Genomic DNA, 15816 nt, shown 5'->3' with positions numbered 1-15816 from the left:
CGCTGGCTCCTCCCGGGAAGCCGAGCGACGACCAGACTCGGTCGCGAACGGGCGCACGGTGCGCCCGACGGGGGAGGCGGCCATGCGGGTCCAACAGTTCCTTCTGGTGGTCGATCGGGCGCCGGGCCTCATCGAGCGGCGGCGGCTGGCCACGTTGCCGGCGCCGCCACGCTCGCAGACCGGTCCCGACGGCACGCACCGGCTGGCCTTCGACCGTCCGGCGTCCGTGCTCGCCGACGCCGTCGCGACCGCCATCCAGCAGGTGGAGACCAGGACCGACCTCCACGTCGTACGCGTGGCGGACCGCGACTGGCTGACCCTGGCCGAGATCGGCGCGCGGATCGGCCGTTCGCGCGAGATCGTCCGGCTGTGGGCGCTCGGCCGGCGCGGGCCCGGCGGTTTCCCGGCGCCGCTCGAACCCGACCGCGAGACCAGCTACTACAGCTGGGCCCAGGTGTCGCCCTGGCTGCGCGAGCGGATGGGTTTCGACCTGCCCGACGACGAGCCGATCCTGGCGGCCACCAACCTGGCGTTGCAACTGCGCGCGTTGACGCCGCGGATCCGGCACATGCAGCTCATCCGCCATCTGCTGGGTGCGGCATGACGGCCGCGGTGCGCTCAGGCCAGGTCGAACTCGCCGTCGCGGGCGCCGGCCACGAAGGCGTCCCACTCGGCCTGGGTGAAGACCAGCACGGGGCCCTGCGGCTCGGCCGAGTTGCGCAGGCCGATGAGGTCGTCGACGAACGCGACCTCGACGGAGCCGTGCTCGGCGGGGGCGTCGCCGACGCGCTGCCATTCGGCGCGCGCCAGGTCGAAGTCTCCCTTAGGGTGGTGTGCCATCGCGCTGCTCCTCGGATGCTCGCGCCGCTGGGGCGGACCGTCAGGCTATACCGCATCAGGGTGGGGTCGCCCGGTCCGGACACGTTCGTGCACGATAGGCGGATGCGCAGCCTGACCCAACAGGAGGCGACCGACCGCGCCGCCGCCATCACCGTCGAGGCCTACACCATCGACCTCGACGTGACGACCGACGACCATTTCCGGTCGACCACGACGATCCGGTTCCGCGCGGCGGAGCCCGGCTCGGCGACGTTCGTCGAGCTCAAGCCCGTTCGCCTGCACGCGGCGACGCTCAACGGCGCGGCGCTCGACCCGGCGGCGCTCGACGGCAACCGGCTGGCGCTGACCGGCCTGCGCGCCGACAACGAGCTCACGGTCGAGGCCGACATGGCCTACTCCAACACCTCCGAGGGCCTGCACCGGTTCGTCGACCCGGCCGACGGCGGCGTCTACCTGCACGCCACGTCCTTTCTCGACGAGGCGCAGCGCATCTTCGCCTGCTTCGACCAGCCCGACCTCAAGGCGCCGGTGACGATGCGGGTGACCGCGCCGGCGGCGTGGACGGTCGCGGCCAACGCGGCGGTCGCCTCGCGGTCGCCCGCGGGGGCCACCAACCGCTGGGAGTTCGTCACCACGCCGCCGCTGGCGACCTACTTCGTCACGGTGATCGCCGGCCCTTACCATGTGGTCGAGTCCACTCACGACGGTCTGCCGCTGGCGCTGTTCTGCAAGGCGTCGGTGGCCGAGCACCTCGACAAGGACGCCGACGAGATCTTCACGATCACCCGGCAGTGTCTTGACCGGTTCCACGAGCTGTTCGGCTTCCGCTACCCGTTCGGCAAATACGACCAGGCGTTCGTGCCCGAGTTCAACGCCGGCGCGATGGAAAATCCGGGCCTGGTGGTGATCCGCGACGAATACGTCTACCGGTCGGCGGTCACCGACAACGAGCGCGAGCTGCGCGCCACCACGATCGCCCACGAGATGGCGCACATGTGGTTCGGCGACCTGGTCACCATGCGGTGGTGGGACGACCTGTGGCTCAACGAGTCGTTCGCCGAATACATGGGCACCCGGGTGACGGCCGAGGCGACCCGGTTCCGCAACGCGTGGACCACGTTCGGGATGCGCCGCAAGGGCTGGGGCTACGAGACCGACCAGCGGCCGTCGACCCACCCGGTGGCCCCGACGAGCGTGCCGGACTCGGCCGACGCGCTGGTCAACTTCGACGGCATCTCCTACGCCAAGGGCGCCGCCGCCCTGCGCCAGCTGGTCGCGTGGGTGGGCGACGAGGCGTTCCTGGCCGGCATCCGGGCGCACTTCCAGACCCACGCGTTCGGCAACGCGACGCTGGCCGACCTGCTCGGCGCGCTGTCGACGGCCAGCGGGCGCGACCTGTCGGCGTGGGCGGCGCGGTGGTTGCGCGAGCCGGGTGTCAACACGCTGCGCGTCGAGGCGCCCGCCGCGATCGTCCAGTCGGGGGCCGTGCTGCGCCCGCACCGGGTGGCGTTCGGCCTCTACGACCGGGCTGCCGACGGCGCGACCACCCTGCGCCGCCGGATCGAGGTCGACGTCGACGGCGAACGCACCGAGGTGCCGCAGCTGCGTGACGAGCCGGCGCCCGACCTGCTGCTGCTCAACGACGGCGACCTGACGTTCGCCAAGATCCGGCTCGACCCCGCCTCGGCGGCGGCGGTGCCGGCCGTGCTGCCCGGGCTGCGCGACCCGCTGAGCCGGGCCGTGCTCTGGACCTCGACGATCGACGCCGTACGCGACGCGGAGCGCCCGGTCAGCGACCTCGTCGACCTGCTGGTGGCCGCCCTCCCGGCGGAGACCGAGGTGATCGTGGTGGTCGACGCGCTGCTGCAGGCCCGCAACCTGATCGACCGCTACCTGGCGCCGGGCGATCGCGCGGCCGCGCTGGCCCGGGTGGCGTCCGTGTGCGAGGTGCTGGTCGCCGACCCCGATGCCGGCGCGTCGCGCCGGCTGGCCGCGATGCGGGCCCTGGTCGACGCCGGCGTCGACGCGTCGCGCCTGCTCGGGTGGCTCGACGGGGTCGACGTGCCGGCCGGCGTCGAGGTCGACGAGGAGCTGCGCTGGCGCATCGTGCACCGGCTCGCGGTGCTGGGGGCCGTCGACGCCGACCGGATCGCGGCCGAGCTCGCCGCCGACCGGAGCGCGGCGGGGGAGGAGTGGGCGGCCCGGGCGCGGGCGGCCCGCCCCGACCCCGAGGCCAAGGCGGCCGCCTGGGCCGCGGTGATCGACGACGACACGCTGTCCAACCGGCTGCTCGACGCGTGCGCGCGGGGGCTGTTCCAGCCCGAGCAGACCGAGCTGACGGCGCCCTACGTGGAGCGCTACTTCGCCGAGATGCCGGCCGCGGCGCGGCGGCGCACGCCCTACGCGGCCGAGCACCTCGCCGACCTGGCGTTCCCCCGCTATGCGGTCGAGCAGCGCACCCGCGACCTGGCGGCGGCGATGCTGGCGCGCGACGACCTGCCGGCGGTGCTGCGCCGTGTCGTGATCGACAACGACGATGACCTTCGTCTCGCACTCGCTGCCCGGGGGCGATGACGGGCATACGATCCTTTGATGGACGTTGACGACGATCACGGCGCCCGCCGGGTCGGGATCATGGGTGGCACGTTCGACCCGATCCACCACGGTCACCTGGTCGCCGCGAGCGAGGTCGCCGACATCTTCGCCCTCGACGAGGTGGTGTTCGTCCCGACCGGCGAGCCGTGGCAGAAGGACAGCCGCGAGGTCTCGCCGGCCGAGGACCGCTACCTGATGACCGTGATCGCGACGGCGTCCAACCCGCGGTTCCACGTCAGCCGCGTCGACATCGATCGCCAGGGCCCCACCTACACCGTCGACACCTTGCGCGACATCCGTTCCATGTACGGCCCGAAGACGCAGCTCTTCTTCATCACCGGCGCAGACGCGCTGGACCGGATCCTGTCGTGGAAAGACACGGACCAGATGTTCGAGCTGGCGCACTTCGTCGCCGTCACGCGGCCCGGTTTCACCCTCAGTGACGACCATCTCCCGGACGACGCGGTCTCGATGATCGAGGTCCCGGCCATGGCGATCTCGTCGACCGACTGCCGTTCGCGCGTCGCCGCCGGCAAACCCGTCTGGTACCTGGTGCCCGACGGAGTCGTCCAATACATAGCGAAACGGCACCTGTACCGAGCGTGAGCTGCGGTTTCCTAGCCGCTGGCGCGCGGCGCCTCGGGCCCGCGGTTGGGTGGACGATGGTCGGGCATGTGAGAGGCTTGAAGGGAATGCCGTCGACCAGAGGAGCAAGGTGACCGCTACCGACCGCACGCGCGAGCTGGCCCTCGCCGCCGCGCAGGCCGCAGCCGACAAGAAGGCGCAAGACATCGTCATCATCGACGTCTCCGACCAACTGGTGATCACCGATGCCTTCCTGATCGCCTCCGCGCCCAACGAGCGGCAGGTCCTCGCCATCGTCGACGCGATCGAGGAGCGGCTGGTCAACCTCCCGGAAAAGGCCAAGCCCGTCCGCCGCGAAGGCGAGCGCGGGGGCCGCTGGGTGCTCCTCGACTACGTCGACCTGGTGGTCCACATCCAGCACGCCGAGGAGCGGGAGTTCTACGCCCTCGACCGGCTGTGGAAGGACTGCCCGACCATCCCGTTCCTCGACCGCGACCTGGTGCCGGCCGCCCCCGCCGCCCCTACCGGCAACGAGGCGAGCCCGACCGAATGACCAGGCTGCTCGTCTGGCGGCACGGCAACACCGACTACAACGCGGGCGGCCGCGTACAGGGCCAGACCGACGCGCCCCTGAACGCCCGGGGCCGCGACCAGGCCGCTGCTGCCGCGGCGCTGCTGGCCACGTACCAGCCCGACGCCCTTATCAGCAGCGACCTGTCACGAGCCTTCGACACGGCGTCGGCCCTGGCGTCGCTGACGGGCCTGTCGGTCACGCCGGACGTGCGACTCCGCGAACGGCATTTCGGCGAGTGGCAAGGCTCACTGCTCACGGACATCGAAACCCGCCACCCGACGGAGTACGCCCGCTGGCGCGCCGGCGAGCCCTCGCCGGGCTGCGGCATCGAAAGCCTGGACGACCTGGCGAAGCGGGTCATGGAGGCGCTGCAGGACGCGGCGTCGCTGGCTCCGGGCGGCACGGTCGTGGTGACGACGCATGGCGGCGCCGCGCGGCAGGGCTGCGGTGCGCTGCTCGGCTGGCCCAACGAGGCCACCCGGACACTGGGGTCGCTCCACAACTGCCATTGGACCGAGCTGCGCGACAGGTCGCGGCGCACGGGCGGGACGGGCTGGCAACTGATGGCCCACAACGTGGGCACACACAGCCAGATCTGACCGCCTCTGTTCCTAGGCCTGCCCGCAGCGCGACGGCACGCCCCGGCGCCTTGTCCCGACGGGCACGCCGCGGCCCGGCGCAGCGCCCGCGCGGCCGAGCCGCGTCCCCGCGCAGCGCCCGCGCGACCGAGCCGTGTCCCGGCGCAGCGCCCGCGCGACCGAGCCGCGTCCCCGCGCAGCGCCCGCGCGACCGAGCCGCGTCCCCGCGCAGCGCCCGCGGGACCGAGCCGCGTCCCGGCGCAGCGCGGGCCGCAGCCCGGGTTGGGTCCGCGCCCGCGTTGATGTGCGCGCCCGCGTTGATGTGCGCGCCCGCGTTGATGTGCGCGCCCGCGTTGATGTGCGCGCCGCGTTGATGTGCGCGCCCGCGTTGATGTCCGCCCGCATTGAGGTTCGCGCCCGCGGTGCGTCGCGAGCCGGCCTGGTGGCCTTGGCGTACGCAGCGCGGTTCGCGCTCGCGTGGCGGTCCGGGCTTGCCCAGCCGATCGCGGCCTTGTCGTGATTCGCGTCGTCCTCGTGCCTCCTCTCGGCGCTCGGTTCGGTGGCGTTCCGAGGCGTCCTGGGTGGTTGGGCTTTGTCGCTTTCGTGATTGGGCTGGATGGCCCCTTCTTCCTGGCATCGTCCGCGCCGGTGGCTGATCTCGGCTAACGTGCCGGCATGCCCGTAGCGGTCGTCACCGACTCCACCGCCTACCTGCCGCCGTCCGCGTACGCGGCGATGGCGGTGGTGGTGCCGTTGACCGTCGTGATCAACGGCGTCGAGGGGTCCGAAGGCGTCGACGTCACCCCCATCGAGGTGGCGCGCGCCCTCGGCGGCCGCCGGGTCTCCGTCACCACCTCCCGTCCGTCACCGGCCGCCTTCGCGGATGTCTACCGACGTCTGCTCGACGAAGGCGCGTCCGCCGTCGTCTCCGTGCACCTGTCGGCGCAGCTGTCCGGCACCGTCGAGGCCGCCCGCCTCGCCGCCGCCGAGATCGGCCCCGCCGTTTCGGTCGTCGACGCGAAGTCCACCGGGATGGGGCTCGGCTTTCCCGCGCTGGCGGCCAGCGAGGCCGCCAGGCGAGGCGAAGACGCCGACGCGGTCCAGCGCGCCGCCGCCGAGGCCGCGGAACGCACCTCGACCCTGTTCTACGTCGACACCTTGGAGTTCCTTCGCCGCGGCGGCCGCATCAACGCCGCGTCGGCACTCCTCGGCACGGCGCTGTCGGTGAAGCCGATCCTGCACGTGGTCGACGGCGGCATCGTCGTCCGCGACAAGGTGCGCACCGCCAGCCGCGGCCTCGCCCGCCTCGTCGACCTCGCGGTCGAGGCGGCCGGCGACGACGACGTCGACGTGGCGGTGCACCACCTCGACGGCGCCGACCGCGCCGACCAGCTGGCGGTCAGCCTGAAGGAGCGCCTGGGCGAGCGGCTGCGCGACTCCTATGTGACGGAGATCGGCGCCGCCGTCGCCGCGCATGTGGGTCCGGGGCTCGCTTCGGTGGTCGTACACCGACGCTCCTAGCCGTCACCGCGTGGACGCCGGTCCGTGATCGCGCCATGGGGGAAGCCCTTCCGTAAGTGAGACAGGGCGTCCAGTGTCGACGAATCGCACGAAGATCATTCGGTTATCCACAGTTCGAAGTTATCCACAGGGTGCGACGGACGGCGTACATCCGGTGAGCCATCGGGCCTAACGTCGCCCGCGTGTCTGATGACGAGGCGCTCGTGCGCCAGCGGCTGGCCCGGCTGACGGCCGAGTCGAGCCCTGCCGACCCCTACACGGCGCTGACCCGTCCACTTCGGTCGCCGTTCGAAGGACTCGACGACCCGGCGACGTTCGCGACCACGTTCCCGCGGGTCGAGCCGTCGCCGCCGTCTCCTCGGCCGGAAGGCTTCGAGCCCGAGCCCGAGCCCGCGGGCCGCCGTCTCCTCGGTGGGCCTGGGCCCTTCGACCCCGGCCGGCGCGGCATCAAGGCCTTGGCGGTCGTCGCCGCCGTGGTGGTGCTGGTGGCGGCGTTCTTCGCCTACCGCGCCAGACCGAAGGTCGAACCCGTCACCGCCGTCTCCGCACCACCGGCCGTCGACGCGGGCCCAGCGACCAGCGCTTCAGGCGAGATCTTCGTGGCGGTGGCGGGCAAGGTCAGGAAACCAGGGTTGGTACGCCTACCGGCCGGCGCGCGGGTCGCCGACGCCGTGGAGGCCGCGGGCGGCGCGACACCCGGCACCGACCTTTCGACGGTCAACCTCGCGCGCCGCCTGACCGACGGCGAGATGGTGCTCGTCGGCGTCACCCCGCCGCCCGGCAGCGCACCGGACCCGTCGGCGGGCGGGCCGGCTGTCGGCGGTGCCGGCGACGGCAAGGTCAACCTCAACACCGCGACGCTGGCGGAGCTGGACTCCCTACCCGGCGTCGGCCCCGTCCTGGCGCAGCGGATCCTCGACCACCGCACCGCCAAGGGCGGCTTCAAAAGCGTCGGCGACCTGCGCAACGTCGACGGCATCGGCGCGAGCCGCTACGAGGACCTGAAGGACCTGGTGACGGTATGACCACCGAGTTGTCGGCGCCGGATCCCGCCGGCGGGCGACCGCCACCCGATCTCCGCCTCGCTGGCCTGGCACTGGGGACGTGGCTGAGCGCACTAGGAGCGCTGTATGCGAGCGCGGTGATCAGTGCCCTCATCGCGGCCGGAGCGGCGACCTTGGCGGTCCCGCTGTACGTCGCCAACCGCCGCGCCCGGCACGCCCGCGACGGCGACCGTCGGCGGCGACCACGCTTCGTCTCAAACGAGCTGCGACCACCCGATCGGCCGCTGTGGCGAGTGCTCGCCGATTGGCCGCGACAGCGGGTTGGAATCGACTGGCCGCGGCGGCGGGTCCCTGCCGGTCGGCCGCTATGGCGAGTACTCGCCGGTTGGCCGCGACAGCGGGTTCAAGGCGACTGGCTCCGGCGGGAGGTTCCTGCCGATCGGCCGCTATGGCGAAGGCTCGCCGGTTGGCCGCGACAACGGGTCCAAGTCGATTGGCCACGGCAGGCGACCGTTGCCGATCCAGGTCGACAGCGGATCGGCGCCGGTCGGTTCCGGCGTCGCCTCTCGGGGCGGCCGCGACTGCGGGCCGTTTTCGGCACGCCAGTGTGGCGGCGGATCGCGGTCGCGGTGCTGCTAGGAGTCGTCTGTGGAGCGGGCGCCACCGCAGCCCGGGTCGCGGTGCGGGACGCGCCGACGCTGGCCGGCTACGCCGACGAGCGAGCCTCTGTCGTCGCCGAAGTCCTGGTCCGTGACGATCCGCGGCTCGTCGGGGGTGCCAACCGACCGATGTACGTCGTCACCGCCGACCTGCGCTGGCTCCGGCCGATCGACACCGACGCGCACCGGATCGAGGCCCGGGCCCGCATTCTCGTCCTCGCGACCCACCAGGCCTGGGGCGCGCCACTACCGGGTCAGCGCGTACGTCTCGAGGGCAGGCTCGCCCGCCCGCGCGGTGGCGACCTGACCGCCGCCGTCATCTCCTCCGGCGCCGCGCCCGAGCTGGTCGGCCGCCCGTCATGGGCGCAACGCGCCGCAGGTGTGCTCCGGGCCGGCCTACAACGCGCCTGCACGACCCTGCCGCCGGAACCCGGCGGCCTCCTGCCGGGGCTGGTCCTCGGCGACACCAGCCGCCTCGACCCCGCCGTGGCCGACGACTTCAAGACCACCGGCCTGACGCACCTGACAGCCGTCTCGGGCGCCAACGTGGCGATCGTGATCGGCTTCGTGCTGCTCATCACGCGCTGGTGCCGGGCCGGCCGGTGGACGTCCGCCATCCTGTGTGGACTGGCGTTGGTCGGCTTCGTGATCCTGGTCCGCCCGTCGCCGAGCGTCATCCGCGCCGCCACCATGGGCGCGATCGGCCTCCTGGCACTGGCCAGCGGCCGCTCCCGCGCCGCCGTGCCGGCCCTGGCGGCCGCCATCGTCATCCTGGTCGTGCTCGACCCGGAGCTGGCCGGCGACGCCGGTTTCGCGCTGTCGGTGCTGGCGACCGGCGGGCTGCTGCTCCTCGCGCCCAAGATGCGCGACTGGCTGCGCCGTCGTCGCGTGCCGCCCGGCCTCGCGGAGGCACTCGCCATCCCAGCGGCTGCCCAGGTGACCTGCGGGCCCGTCGTCGCGGGCCTGTCCGGCGCGGTCAGTCTGGTCTCGATCCCGGCCAACCTGCTGGCCGCTCCGGCCGTGGCACCCGCGACGGTTCTCGGCGTCTTCGCGACCATCGCGTCCGCGGTGTGGCCGCCGGCCGCCGGCTTCCTCGCCTGGATCGCGCACTGGCCGGCGCAGTGGCTGGTACTGATCGCGCGCCACGGCGCCAACACGCCCATGGGCAGCCTGCCCTGGCCCGGCGGCGTCGGCGGTGGCGTCCTGCTGGGCGTGCTCACGGCCGTCGTCCTGGTGGCGTTCCGGCGCCGGCTCGCCCGCCGCCTGATCGCCGTCGTGGCGGCGGCCTCCGTCGTGGGTGCCCTGCCGGTACGCGTCCTCACGAGCACCTGGCCGCCCGCCGGCTGGGTGATCGTGGCCTGCGACATCGGCCAGGGCGACATGATGGTGCTACCCGCCGAAGCCGGGAGCGCCGTGGTCATCGACGCGGGACCCGAGCCGGCCGCGGCCGACGGCTGCCTGGATCGGCTGGGCGTACGTACGGTCCGACTACTGGTCGTCAGCCACTTCCACATCGACCACGTCGGCGGCGTGGAGGGCATCGGCCGCGGCCGTCGCCTCGAAGCGGTGATCACTCCCCGCCATGTGGAGCCGGACGCGGGACGTGACCTCGTCGTCGGCGCGGCCGCCGAGGCAGACGCGACCGTCGCCGCCGTCGACGCCGGCTGGCGGTGGTCGGTGGGCACCACGGACCTGGTCACGCTCGGCCCGCCCGTGGAAATGTCAGGGACACGGTCGGACCCCAACAACAACTCACTCGTCCTCCGGGCGACCGTCGACGGGGTGGGCGTCATGCTTCCCGGCGACGCCGAAGAGGAGGAGCAGCGGGCGACGATCGACCACTACGGTGCGGGTGCTCTGCGGGCCCAGGTGCTCAAGGTCGCGCATCATGGCTCGGCCTACCAGGAGCCGGCGTTCCTCGACGCCGTGGACCCCGCGGTGGCGCTCGTGTCGGTCGGCGTCGACAACGGGTACGGCCATCCGAACCCGGCGCTGCTCGCGCGGCTCACCCGTGACGGGGCGCGGGTGCTGCGTACCGATCACGCCGGTGACCTGGCGGTCGTGCGGAGAGGAGGTGGTCTCGCCGTGGTTGCCTCGGGTGCCTCGCACGATCGCCGCTGATCCCGTGTACGGGATTCTCGGCGCAGCCGTGTCGCACAATGATTTGTCGCGATTTGCGGTTGATGAGTGATCGACTACTCATTTGGGTGAGGACGTTCGGTCATTCAGGAGCGCGTGCGAGTATGGCCCGGTGACCGGCGGCCTTCCCCCAATTCAACTCGTGCTCGGCGACGAGGAACTGCTGGTGGCGCGCGCCGTTGACAAGGCAATTCAAGCCGCGAAGGCGGGCGACGCGTCCACCGACGTCCGGCAGTACGAGGGCAACGCGCTGGCCGCCGGCGAGCTGGCCGAGATGATCAGCCCCTCGCTGTTCGGCGGGCGCCGATTGGTGGTCGTGCGGGGCGGGCAGGACGCGCGCAAGGACGTCGTCGCGGCGTTGCTCGACTACGCGAAGCACCCCGACCCCGACGTCACGCTGATCGTCACGCACACCGGCGGCGGGCGGGCCAAGGCACTCGCCGAAGGGCTGCGCAACGCCGGCGCCGAGGTGGTCACGGCCGCGAAGCTGAAGTCTCATCGCGATCGAGTCGCGTTCGTCCGCGAGGAGCTGCGGCGTGGCAACAACCGTGGCTCCGAGGAGGCGGCGGAAGCCCTGCTCGCCGCCGTCGGCAACGACCTGCGCGAGCTGGCGGCCGCCTGCTCGCAGCTTCTCGCCGACGTCGAGGGTCGCATCGACGCGGCGACGGTGGCCCGCTACTACCGCGGCCGGGCCGAGGTGAGCGGTTTTACCGTGGCCGACGCGGCGATGGTCGGCGACGTCCCGGGGGCGCTCGAGGCGCTGCGCTGGGCCCTGCACGTCGGCGTCGACCCGGTCCCGATCGCCGACGCCATCGCCGACGGCGTCCGCACGGTCGCGCGGGTCGCGTCCGCGGGGCGGGGCAACGCCTACCAGATGGCCAGCACGCTCGGCATGCCCGCCTGGAAGATCGAGCGGGCCCAGCGCCAGGCCCGCGGCTGGACGCCCGAGGGCCTGGTCGTCGCGATGCGCGCCGCCGCCGACTGCAACGCCGAGGTGAAGGGCGGTGCCGACGACCGGGGGTACGCGCTCGAGCGCGCGGTCTTCGCCGTCGTCGCCGCGCGTTCCGGAGACTCCGGCGAGGCGCCCGGCGGCCCGGGGTTCAGCGCCAACCGACCGACGGACGGCCGCGCGGCCGCCCGCGCCGCCGCCGGCCGCGGCGGTTCCCAGACCACCGGCCGCCGTAGTGGGGGTAGCCGATGACAGTTCGACGACTCACGGCCCAGTTCGCCGCCGCCGGCGATCTGAGCGGTCGCCCGTTCTACGCCCGCGTGCTGCGGCTCCGCCACATCAACCCCAGCTCGACGGTGTGCTTCGTCTTCCTCGAAGGCGCGACCGCGTTCGCGATCATCCTCGCGCTGGCCGAGCTCATCCCGCTGTGGGGCGTCGTGCTCCTACCGGTCTGCATCGCCGCCATGGTCAAGATCAACGACCTGGTCGCCGGAGCGGCGGTACGCGCGGCGGCGCACCGCGAAGGTCGCGCGTCGGTCCGCCGCCCGATGCGCCCCTTCCGGACGGTCGGCCGAGCCCAGGTGCCTGGCGGCGCCGGCGCCGAAAAGGTCGGCCGCGTCTACCGCTCGGCCCCGCCCAGTCCCGCAGCCCCGCCCACCGCTACCGCGGCGGCCGACGCCGGCCTGCCGGTCTTGGACACCGACGACTGGGCAGACGACGACGACCTGACCGACACCGCGGAACGCCGGCATGGATCTCACGGCGGCGCAATCCCGGTGGCCCGCCAGGCCAACACCGCCACGGCGGTCAACGCGCCACCGATCGACCTCCAGCCGGGCCGCCCAGCCCGAGCCCCGTCCGGCCGCGATGTCGTCGACACCCCTGCCCAACGCGCCCGCCACGCCGCAACCCGCCGCTACGAATAAGTCAGCACCCACCGCGCGCCGCGCGGACCGCGCCGAGCCGCGCCGCGCGGACCGCGCCGAGCCGCGTCGCGCGAACCGCGCCGAGCCGCGTCGCGCGAATGCGGACACAACGGCGTTCTAGCCGGCAGATCGGACAAAGCTCGAAGGGCACCACCGGCCCCGGTCAGCCCTTCAAAGCCCCAGCAGCCAACCCACCAACCATCCGCCGCTGCACGACCAGGAAGAAAATCAGAACCGGCACCGTCAAAATCGTCGACGCCGCCATGACCGGCCCCCAAGCCGTATCGTCCCGGCCGAAGAAGAACGTCATCGCGACCGGAAGCGTGTACTTCGTCTGGTCGTTCAGGAACGTCAGCGCGAAGATCAACTCATTCCACGCCACGATGAACGAGAAGATGCTCGTCGCCGCCAGCCCAGGCGCTACCAGCGGCAGCAGGATCCGCCGGAAGATCTGCGCCCGGCTGGCGCCGTCGATCGCCGCCGCCTCTTCCAGCTCCACCGGCACCGCGGCGACGAACCCCCGCAGCATCCAGACGGCGAACGGGAGCGAGAAGCCCACGTACGTCAGCACCAGTGACGCCAGCGTGTCGTAGAGGCCCAGCCGCTGGATCATCAGGAACAGCGGGATGACCAGCGCCTCCAGCGGGATCATCTGCACGACCAGCAGCATGATCAGGAAGCTGGTCCGCAGCTTGAAGCGGAACCGCGCCACGGCGGTGGCGGCCAGTAGGGCCACGACGCCGCTGAGCAGCACCGTCAGGACCGCGACCACGACGCTGTTGCGGAAGAAGTCGATGAAGGTCACGCCCGGGATCAGGTCGCCGGTGAGGATCGAGCGGTAGTGGTCGAGCGTGGGGTGACGCGGGAACGGGACCGGGCCGCCGGAGAAGATCTCGGGGGTCGACTTGAACGACGTCGCGACCATCCACACGACCGGGAAGACCGCGAACAGCGCCACCAGCACGCCGAGCAGGTTCAGGGCGGACCGTCTCACAGCTCCTCCTGCTTGAGCAGGGACCGCACGTAGAACCCGGTCACGACCAACAGGATCACCGTCAGCACGACCGCGATCGACGCGCCCAGGCCATATTTGGGCGGCGGCGAGAAAGCGGTGGCGTACGAGTAGATGGACAGCATGAAGGTCGGGCGGTCCTGCGTACCCCCGGCCAGGACGAACTGTTGCGTGAAGACCTTGAAGTCCCAGATCGTCGAGAGCACCACCAGGATGCCGAACACCGGCCGCAGCAGCGGGAACGTGATCGACCAGAACGACCGCCACGCGCCCGCGCCGTCGACCCGGGCCGCCTCCAGCAGCTCCGTCGGCAGGCTCTTGAGACCCGCCAGCACCGAGACCGCGATGAACGGGAACGAGTGCCAGACCACCACCAGCGTCAGGATCGAGAAGAACGACAGCGGCGCGTTGAACCACCCGTAGCCGGTCCAGTCAGCGCGGCCGAAGAGCGAAGACGACAACCCGTCAGGCAGCGCGTTGAACAGCCACGTCACCAACCCGTTCGTGTCATCGAAGATCCACTTCCAGGTGATCGTGCCGGTCAGCGCCGGCGTCGCCCAGGCGAGCAGCACACAGCCGCCCACGAACGCCGACATCCGCGGCCCGAGCCGGTGCAGCAGCAGCCCGACCAGCGTCCCGAGCACCATGGTCAGCACGACGTTGGCCACCGCGAACAGCACCGTGTTGCGCAGCACCGTGTGGAAGAACGGGTCGGTCAGGATCTCGCGGTAGTTGGCGAGCCCGGCGAACGGCCACGGACGGTCGCCGCGCACCTGACGGACGCTGTCGAGGTCGTACAGCGACATCACCACGACCTGGCCCAGCGGCCAGAGCAGCAGCGCCGCGATGACCACCAGGCAGGGCAGCATCAGCAGGTACGGGAGCCGGCCCGCCCCCCGGCGGAAGGAGCGAGCCGGGGGAGCGGGCCGGGCCGGTGCGTCAGGGCCGACGCGGGTCGTCGTCGTCACTTGGCGTTGAGGATGCTCTCGATCTCGGCGGCCGCGTCGGTCGTCGCCTGGTCGACCGTCTTCTGGCCCTTCATGACCGCGCTGTTCATCGCCTGGGTGACCGTCTTGGTCCGGCTGACCTCGACCCACTTCGGCGTCATCGGGGTGAGCTTGGTGCTCTTCATGCTCGCCGCGAACGCCGCCATGATCTTGTCGTCGTTGTAGCCGGCGGAGACCAGGTCGGAGTAGACCGGGAAGAACTTCAGGCTGTCGGCCCACTTCTTGTTGTTCTGCTTGTCGAGCAGCACCGTCATGTAGTCCCAGGCGGCGTCCTTGGCCTTGCTGTCCTCCCAGATCGCGATGTCGGAGCCACCGGCGAACGCGGGCGCCTCACCGCCGGTCGGGCCGGGGATCGGGAAGGTGCCCCAGACCTGGTCGAGCTTGGGGTCGGCCTGCAACATCGCGGCCTGCTGCCAGCTGCCGGCGAACGCCATCGCCGCCTTGCCGGTGGCGAACTGGGTACGCGCGTCGACCTCGTTCCACCCGGCGGCCGCGGGTGGCGCCACCTTGTGCACCTTCACGAGGTCGGTCCAGAACTGCACGGCCTTGCGCGACTCCGCCGACGTGTAACCGGACTTCCAGGTGCCGCCGTTGTCCGTGGCGATCTCGCCGCCGGCGCCCCAGAGGAACGAGTAGAACGGCAGCTCGGAGTTGCCCGGCACGGCGATGCCGTAGGTGCCCGGCTTCTTGGCCTGCACCGCCTTGGCCACCGACACGAGCTCGTCCCAGGTCTTCGGCGGCTGCACGCCCGCCTCCTGGAACCAGTCGGTGCGGTAGTAGATCGCGCGGACGCCGGCGTACCAGGGGATGCCGTACTGCTTGCCGTCGAGCTGCGCGTTCTTCACCAGGTCGGGCAGGATGTCCTTGCCCGGCGCCCAGCCGCCCATCCGCTCGGTCAGGTCGGACAGCGCCTCCTGCTGGGCCCAGCCCTGCGTCTCGGTGTTGCCCAGCTCGGTGACGTCGGGGCCTTCGCCGCCGGCCAGCGCCGCCTGGAACTTCTTGGGCGCCTCGAGCCAGGGGATGTATTGGACGACCACGTCCGTGTTGGGGTGCTTCTTCTTGAACTCCGCCTCGACGCCGTCGAGGAAGCTGTTCTGAGCGTCGCCGCCCTCACCCATCATCCAGACGGTGAGCTTGGCGGGGTCTGCCGCGGGCTCTTCGTTGCCGCTATCGTCGCTGCCGCAGGCGCTGGCCAGCAGGGCGGCCGTGAGGATCACCGTGACAACCTGGAACGGTTTCCGCCTCGTCTTCACGACGCATTCCCTTCCGCGATGGGGGTTCGGGGGATGTAGGTAACCTTCTTCGCGGCAGACTAGTACGTAAATTTCTTTTACGACAGAGCTAGGTGTCGTTTCGTGATCCGGCGGGGGACGGGGCGCGGACACAGGAAGAGGGCGCTCCCGCGGGAGCGCCCTCTTCCGGAAGTG

12 protein-coding genes and 2 pseudogenes are annotated in these 15816 nt (G+C 71.9%); 10 read left to right on the top strand and 4 right to left on the bottom strand.

Annotated features, from left to right (window positions below):
• Window positions 1–82: 82 nt before the first annotated feature.
• Window positions 83–604 (top strand): hypothetical protein, encoded by a 522-nt coding sequence (locus O7635_RS37835; RefSeq protein ID WP_278085287.1) that lies wholly within the window; start codon window positions 83–85, stop codon window positions 602–604.
• A 14-nt stretch (window positions 605–618) separates the two neighbouring features.
• Here O7635_RS37835 and O7635_RS37830 read toward each other — a convergent pair whose 3' ends face one another.
• Window positions 619–840: a DUF397 domain-containing protein gene (locus O7635_RS37830; protein WP_278085286.1), complete on the bottom strand. Its 222-nt coding sequence runs from the start codon at window positions 838–840 to the stop codon at window positions 619–621.
• Window positions 841–942: 102 nt separating this feature from the next.
• Between O7635_RS37830 and pepN the strand changes: the two genes are divergently transcribed.
• The 9 genes and pseudogenes from pepN to O7635_RS37785 all read left to right on the top strand — a co-directional run bounded on the left by pepN (window position 943) and on the right by O7635_RS37785 (window position 12370).
• On the top strand, window positions 943–3414 hold the full coding sequence (gene pepN / locus O7635_RS37825; protein WP_278085285.1) for an aminopeptidase N: 2472 nt from the start codon (window positions 943–945) through the stop codon (window positions 3412–3414).
• A gap of 18 nt (window positions 3415–3432) precedes the next feature.
• Window positions 3433–4041: a nicotinate-nucleotide adenylyltransferase gene (gene nadD, locus O7635_RS37820; protein ID WP_278085284.1), complete on the top strand. Its 609-nt coding sequence runs from the start codon at window positions 3433–3435 to the stop codon at window positions 4039–4041.
• A gap of 109 nt (window positions 4042–4150) precedes the next feature.
• Complete coding sequence (gene rsfS, locus O7635_RS37815; protein ID WP_278085283.1) at window positions 4151–4573, top strand: ribosome silencing factor; 423 nt, start codon at window positions 4151–4153, stop codon at window positions 4571–4573.
• Window positions 4570–5193, top strand: coding sequence for a histidine phosphatase family protein (locus tag O7635_RS37810; protein WP_278085282.1), 624 nt, complete (start codon window positions 4570–4572; stop codon window positions 5191–5193). The genes rsfS and O7635_RS37810 overlap by 4 nt, the downstream gene beginning before the upstream one ends.
• A 654-nt stretch (window positions 5194–5847) precedes the next feature.
• Window positions 5848–6693 carry a DegV family protein gene (locus tag O7635_RS37805; RefSeq protein ID WP_278085281.1) on the top strand — a complete coding sequence of 282 codons (846 nt, stop codon included), beginning with the start codon at window positions 5848–5850 and terminating at the stop codon, window positions 6691–6693.
• A gap of 182 nt (window positions 6694–6875) precedes the next feature.
• A complete protein-coding gene (locus tag O7635_RS37800) occupies window positions 6876–7718 on the top strand; it encodes a ComEA family DNA-binding protein (RefSeq protein ID WP_278085280.1) in 843 nt (280 codons plus the stop codon).
• Window positions 7719–8317: 599 nt separating this feature from the next.
• Window positions 8318–10477, top strand: a pseudogene (locus O7635_RS37795) (ComEC/Rec2 family competence protein); the annotation flags it as partial.
• A 130-nt stretch (window positions 10478–10607) separates the two neighbouring features.
• Window positions 10608–11558 (top strand): annotated as a pseudogene (holA, locus tag O7635_RS37790) (DNA polymerase III subunit delta); the annotation flags it as partial.
• 134 nt (window positions 11559–11692) lie between these two features.
• A complete protein-coding gene (locus O7635_RS37785; RefSeq protein ID WP_278085279.1) occupies window positions 11693–12370 on the top strand; it encodes a hypothetical protein in 678 nt (225 codons plus the stop codon).
• A 163-nt stretch (window positions 12371–12533) separates the two neighbouring features.
• On the opposite strand, the gene O7635_RS37780 is transcribed toward O7635_RS37785, so the two are convergent.
• From O7635_RS37780 to O7635_RS37770, 3 genes are read right to left on the bottom strand one after another with little or no spacing between them, the layout of a single operon-like run.
• Window positions 12534–13364, bottom strand: a complete 831-nt coding sequence (locus tag O7635_RS37780; RefSeq protein ID WP_278085278.1) for a carbohydrate ABC transporter permease — start codon at window positions 13362–13364, stop codon at window positions 12534–12536.
• The gene (locus O7635_RS37775; RefSeq protein ID WP_278085277.1) at window positions 13361–14350 is read right to left on the bottom strand and encodes a sugar ABC transporter permease; all 990 of its coding nucleotides are present in this window, start codon (window positions 14348–14350) and stop codon (window positions 13361–13363) included. The genes O7635_RS37780 and O7635_RS37775 overlap by 4 nt, the downstream gene beginning before the upstream one ends.
• Window positions 14347–15642, bottom strand: a complete 1296-nt coding sequence (locus O7635_RS37770; RefSeq protein ID WP_278085276.1) for a sugar ABC transporter substrate-binding protein — start codon at window positions 15640–15642, stop codon at window positions 14347–14349. The genes O7635_RS37775 and O7635_RS37770 overlap by 4 nt, the downstream gene beginning before the upstream one ends.
• Window positions 15643–15816 lie beyond the last annotated feature (174 nt).

This window comes from Asanoa sp. WMMD1127 (genome assembly GCF_029626225.1).
Taxonomy (GTDB): Bacteria; Actinomycetota; Actinomycetes; order Mycobacteriales; family Micromonosporaceae; genus Asanoa.
The sequence above is the reverse complement of the archived record's forward strand: the minus strand, read 5'-3'. Positions and strand labels throughout refer to the sequence as shown.

What these genes read in the sequence shown, in the direction of transcription:
- O7635_RS37835 (WP_278085287.1), top strand. Translation starts at nt 83, where the DNA reads ATGCGGGTCCAACAGTTCCTTCTGGTGGTCGATCGGGCGCCGGGCCTC.
- O7635_RS37830 (WP_278085286.1), bottom strand. Translation starts at nt 840, where the DNA reads ATGGCACACCACCCTAAGGGAGACTTCGACCTGGCGCGCGCCGAATGG.
- pepN (WP_278085285.1), top strand. Translation starts at nt 943, where the DNA reads ATGCGCAGCCTGACCCAACAGGAGGCGACCGACCGCGCCGCCGCCATC.
- nadD (WP_278085284.1), top strand. Translation starts at nt 3,433, where the DNA reads ATGGACGTTGACGACGATCACGGCGCCCGCCGGGTCGGGATCATGGGT.
- O7635_RS37810 (WP_278085282.1), top strand. Translation starts at nt 4,570, where the DNA reads ATGACCAGGCTGCTCGTCTGGCGGCACGGCAACACCGACTACAACGCG.
- O7635_RS37805 (WP_278085281.1), top strand. Translation starts at nt 5,848, where the DNA reads ATGCCCGTAGCGGTCGTCACCGACTCCACCGCCTACCTGCCGCCGTCC.
- O7635_RS37785 (WP_278085279.1), top strand. Translation starts at nt 11,693, where the DNA reads ATGACAGTTCGACGACTCACGGCCCAGTTCGCCGCCGCCGGCGATCTG.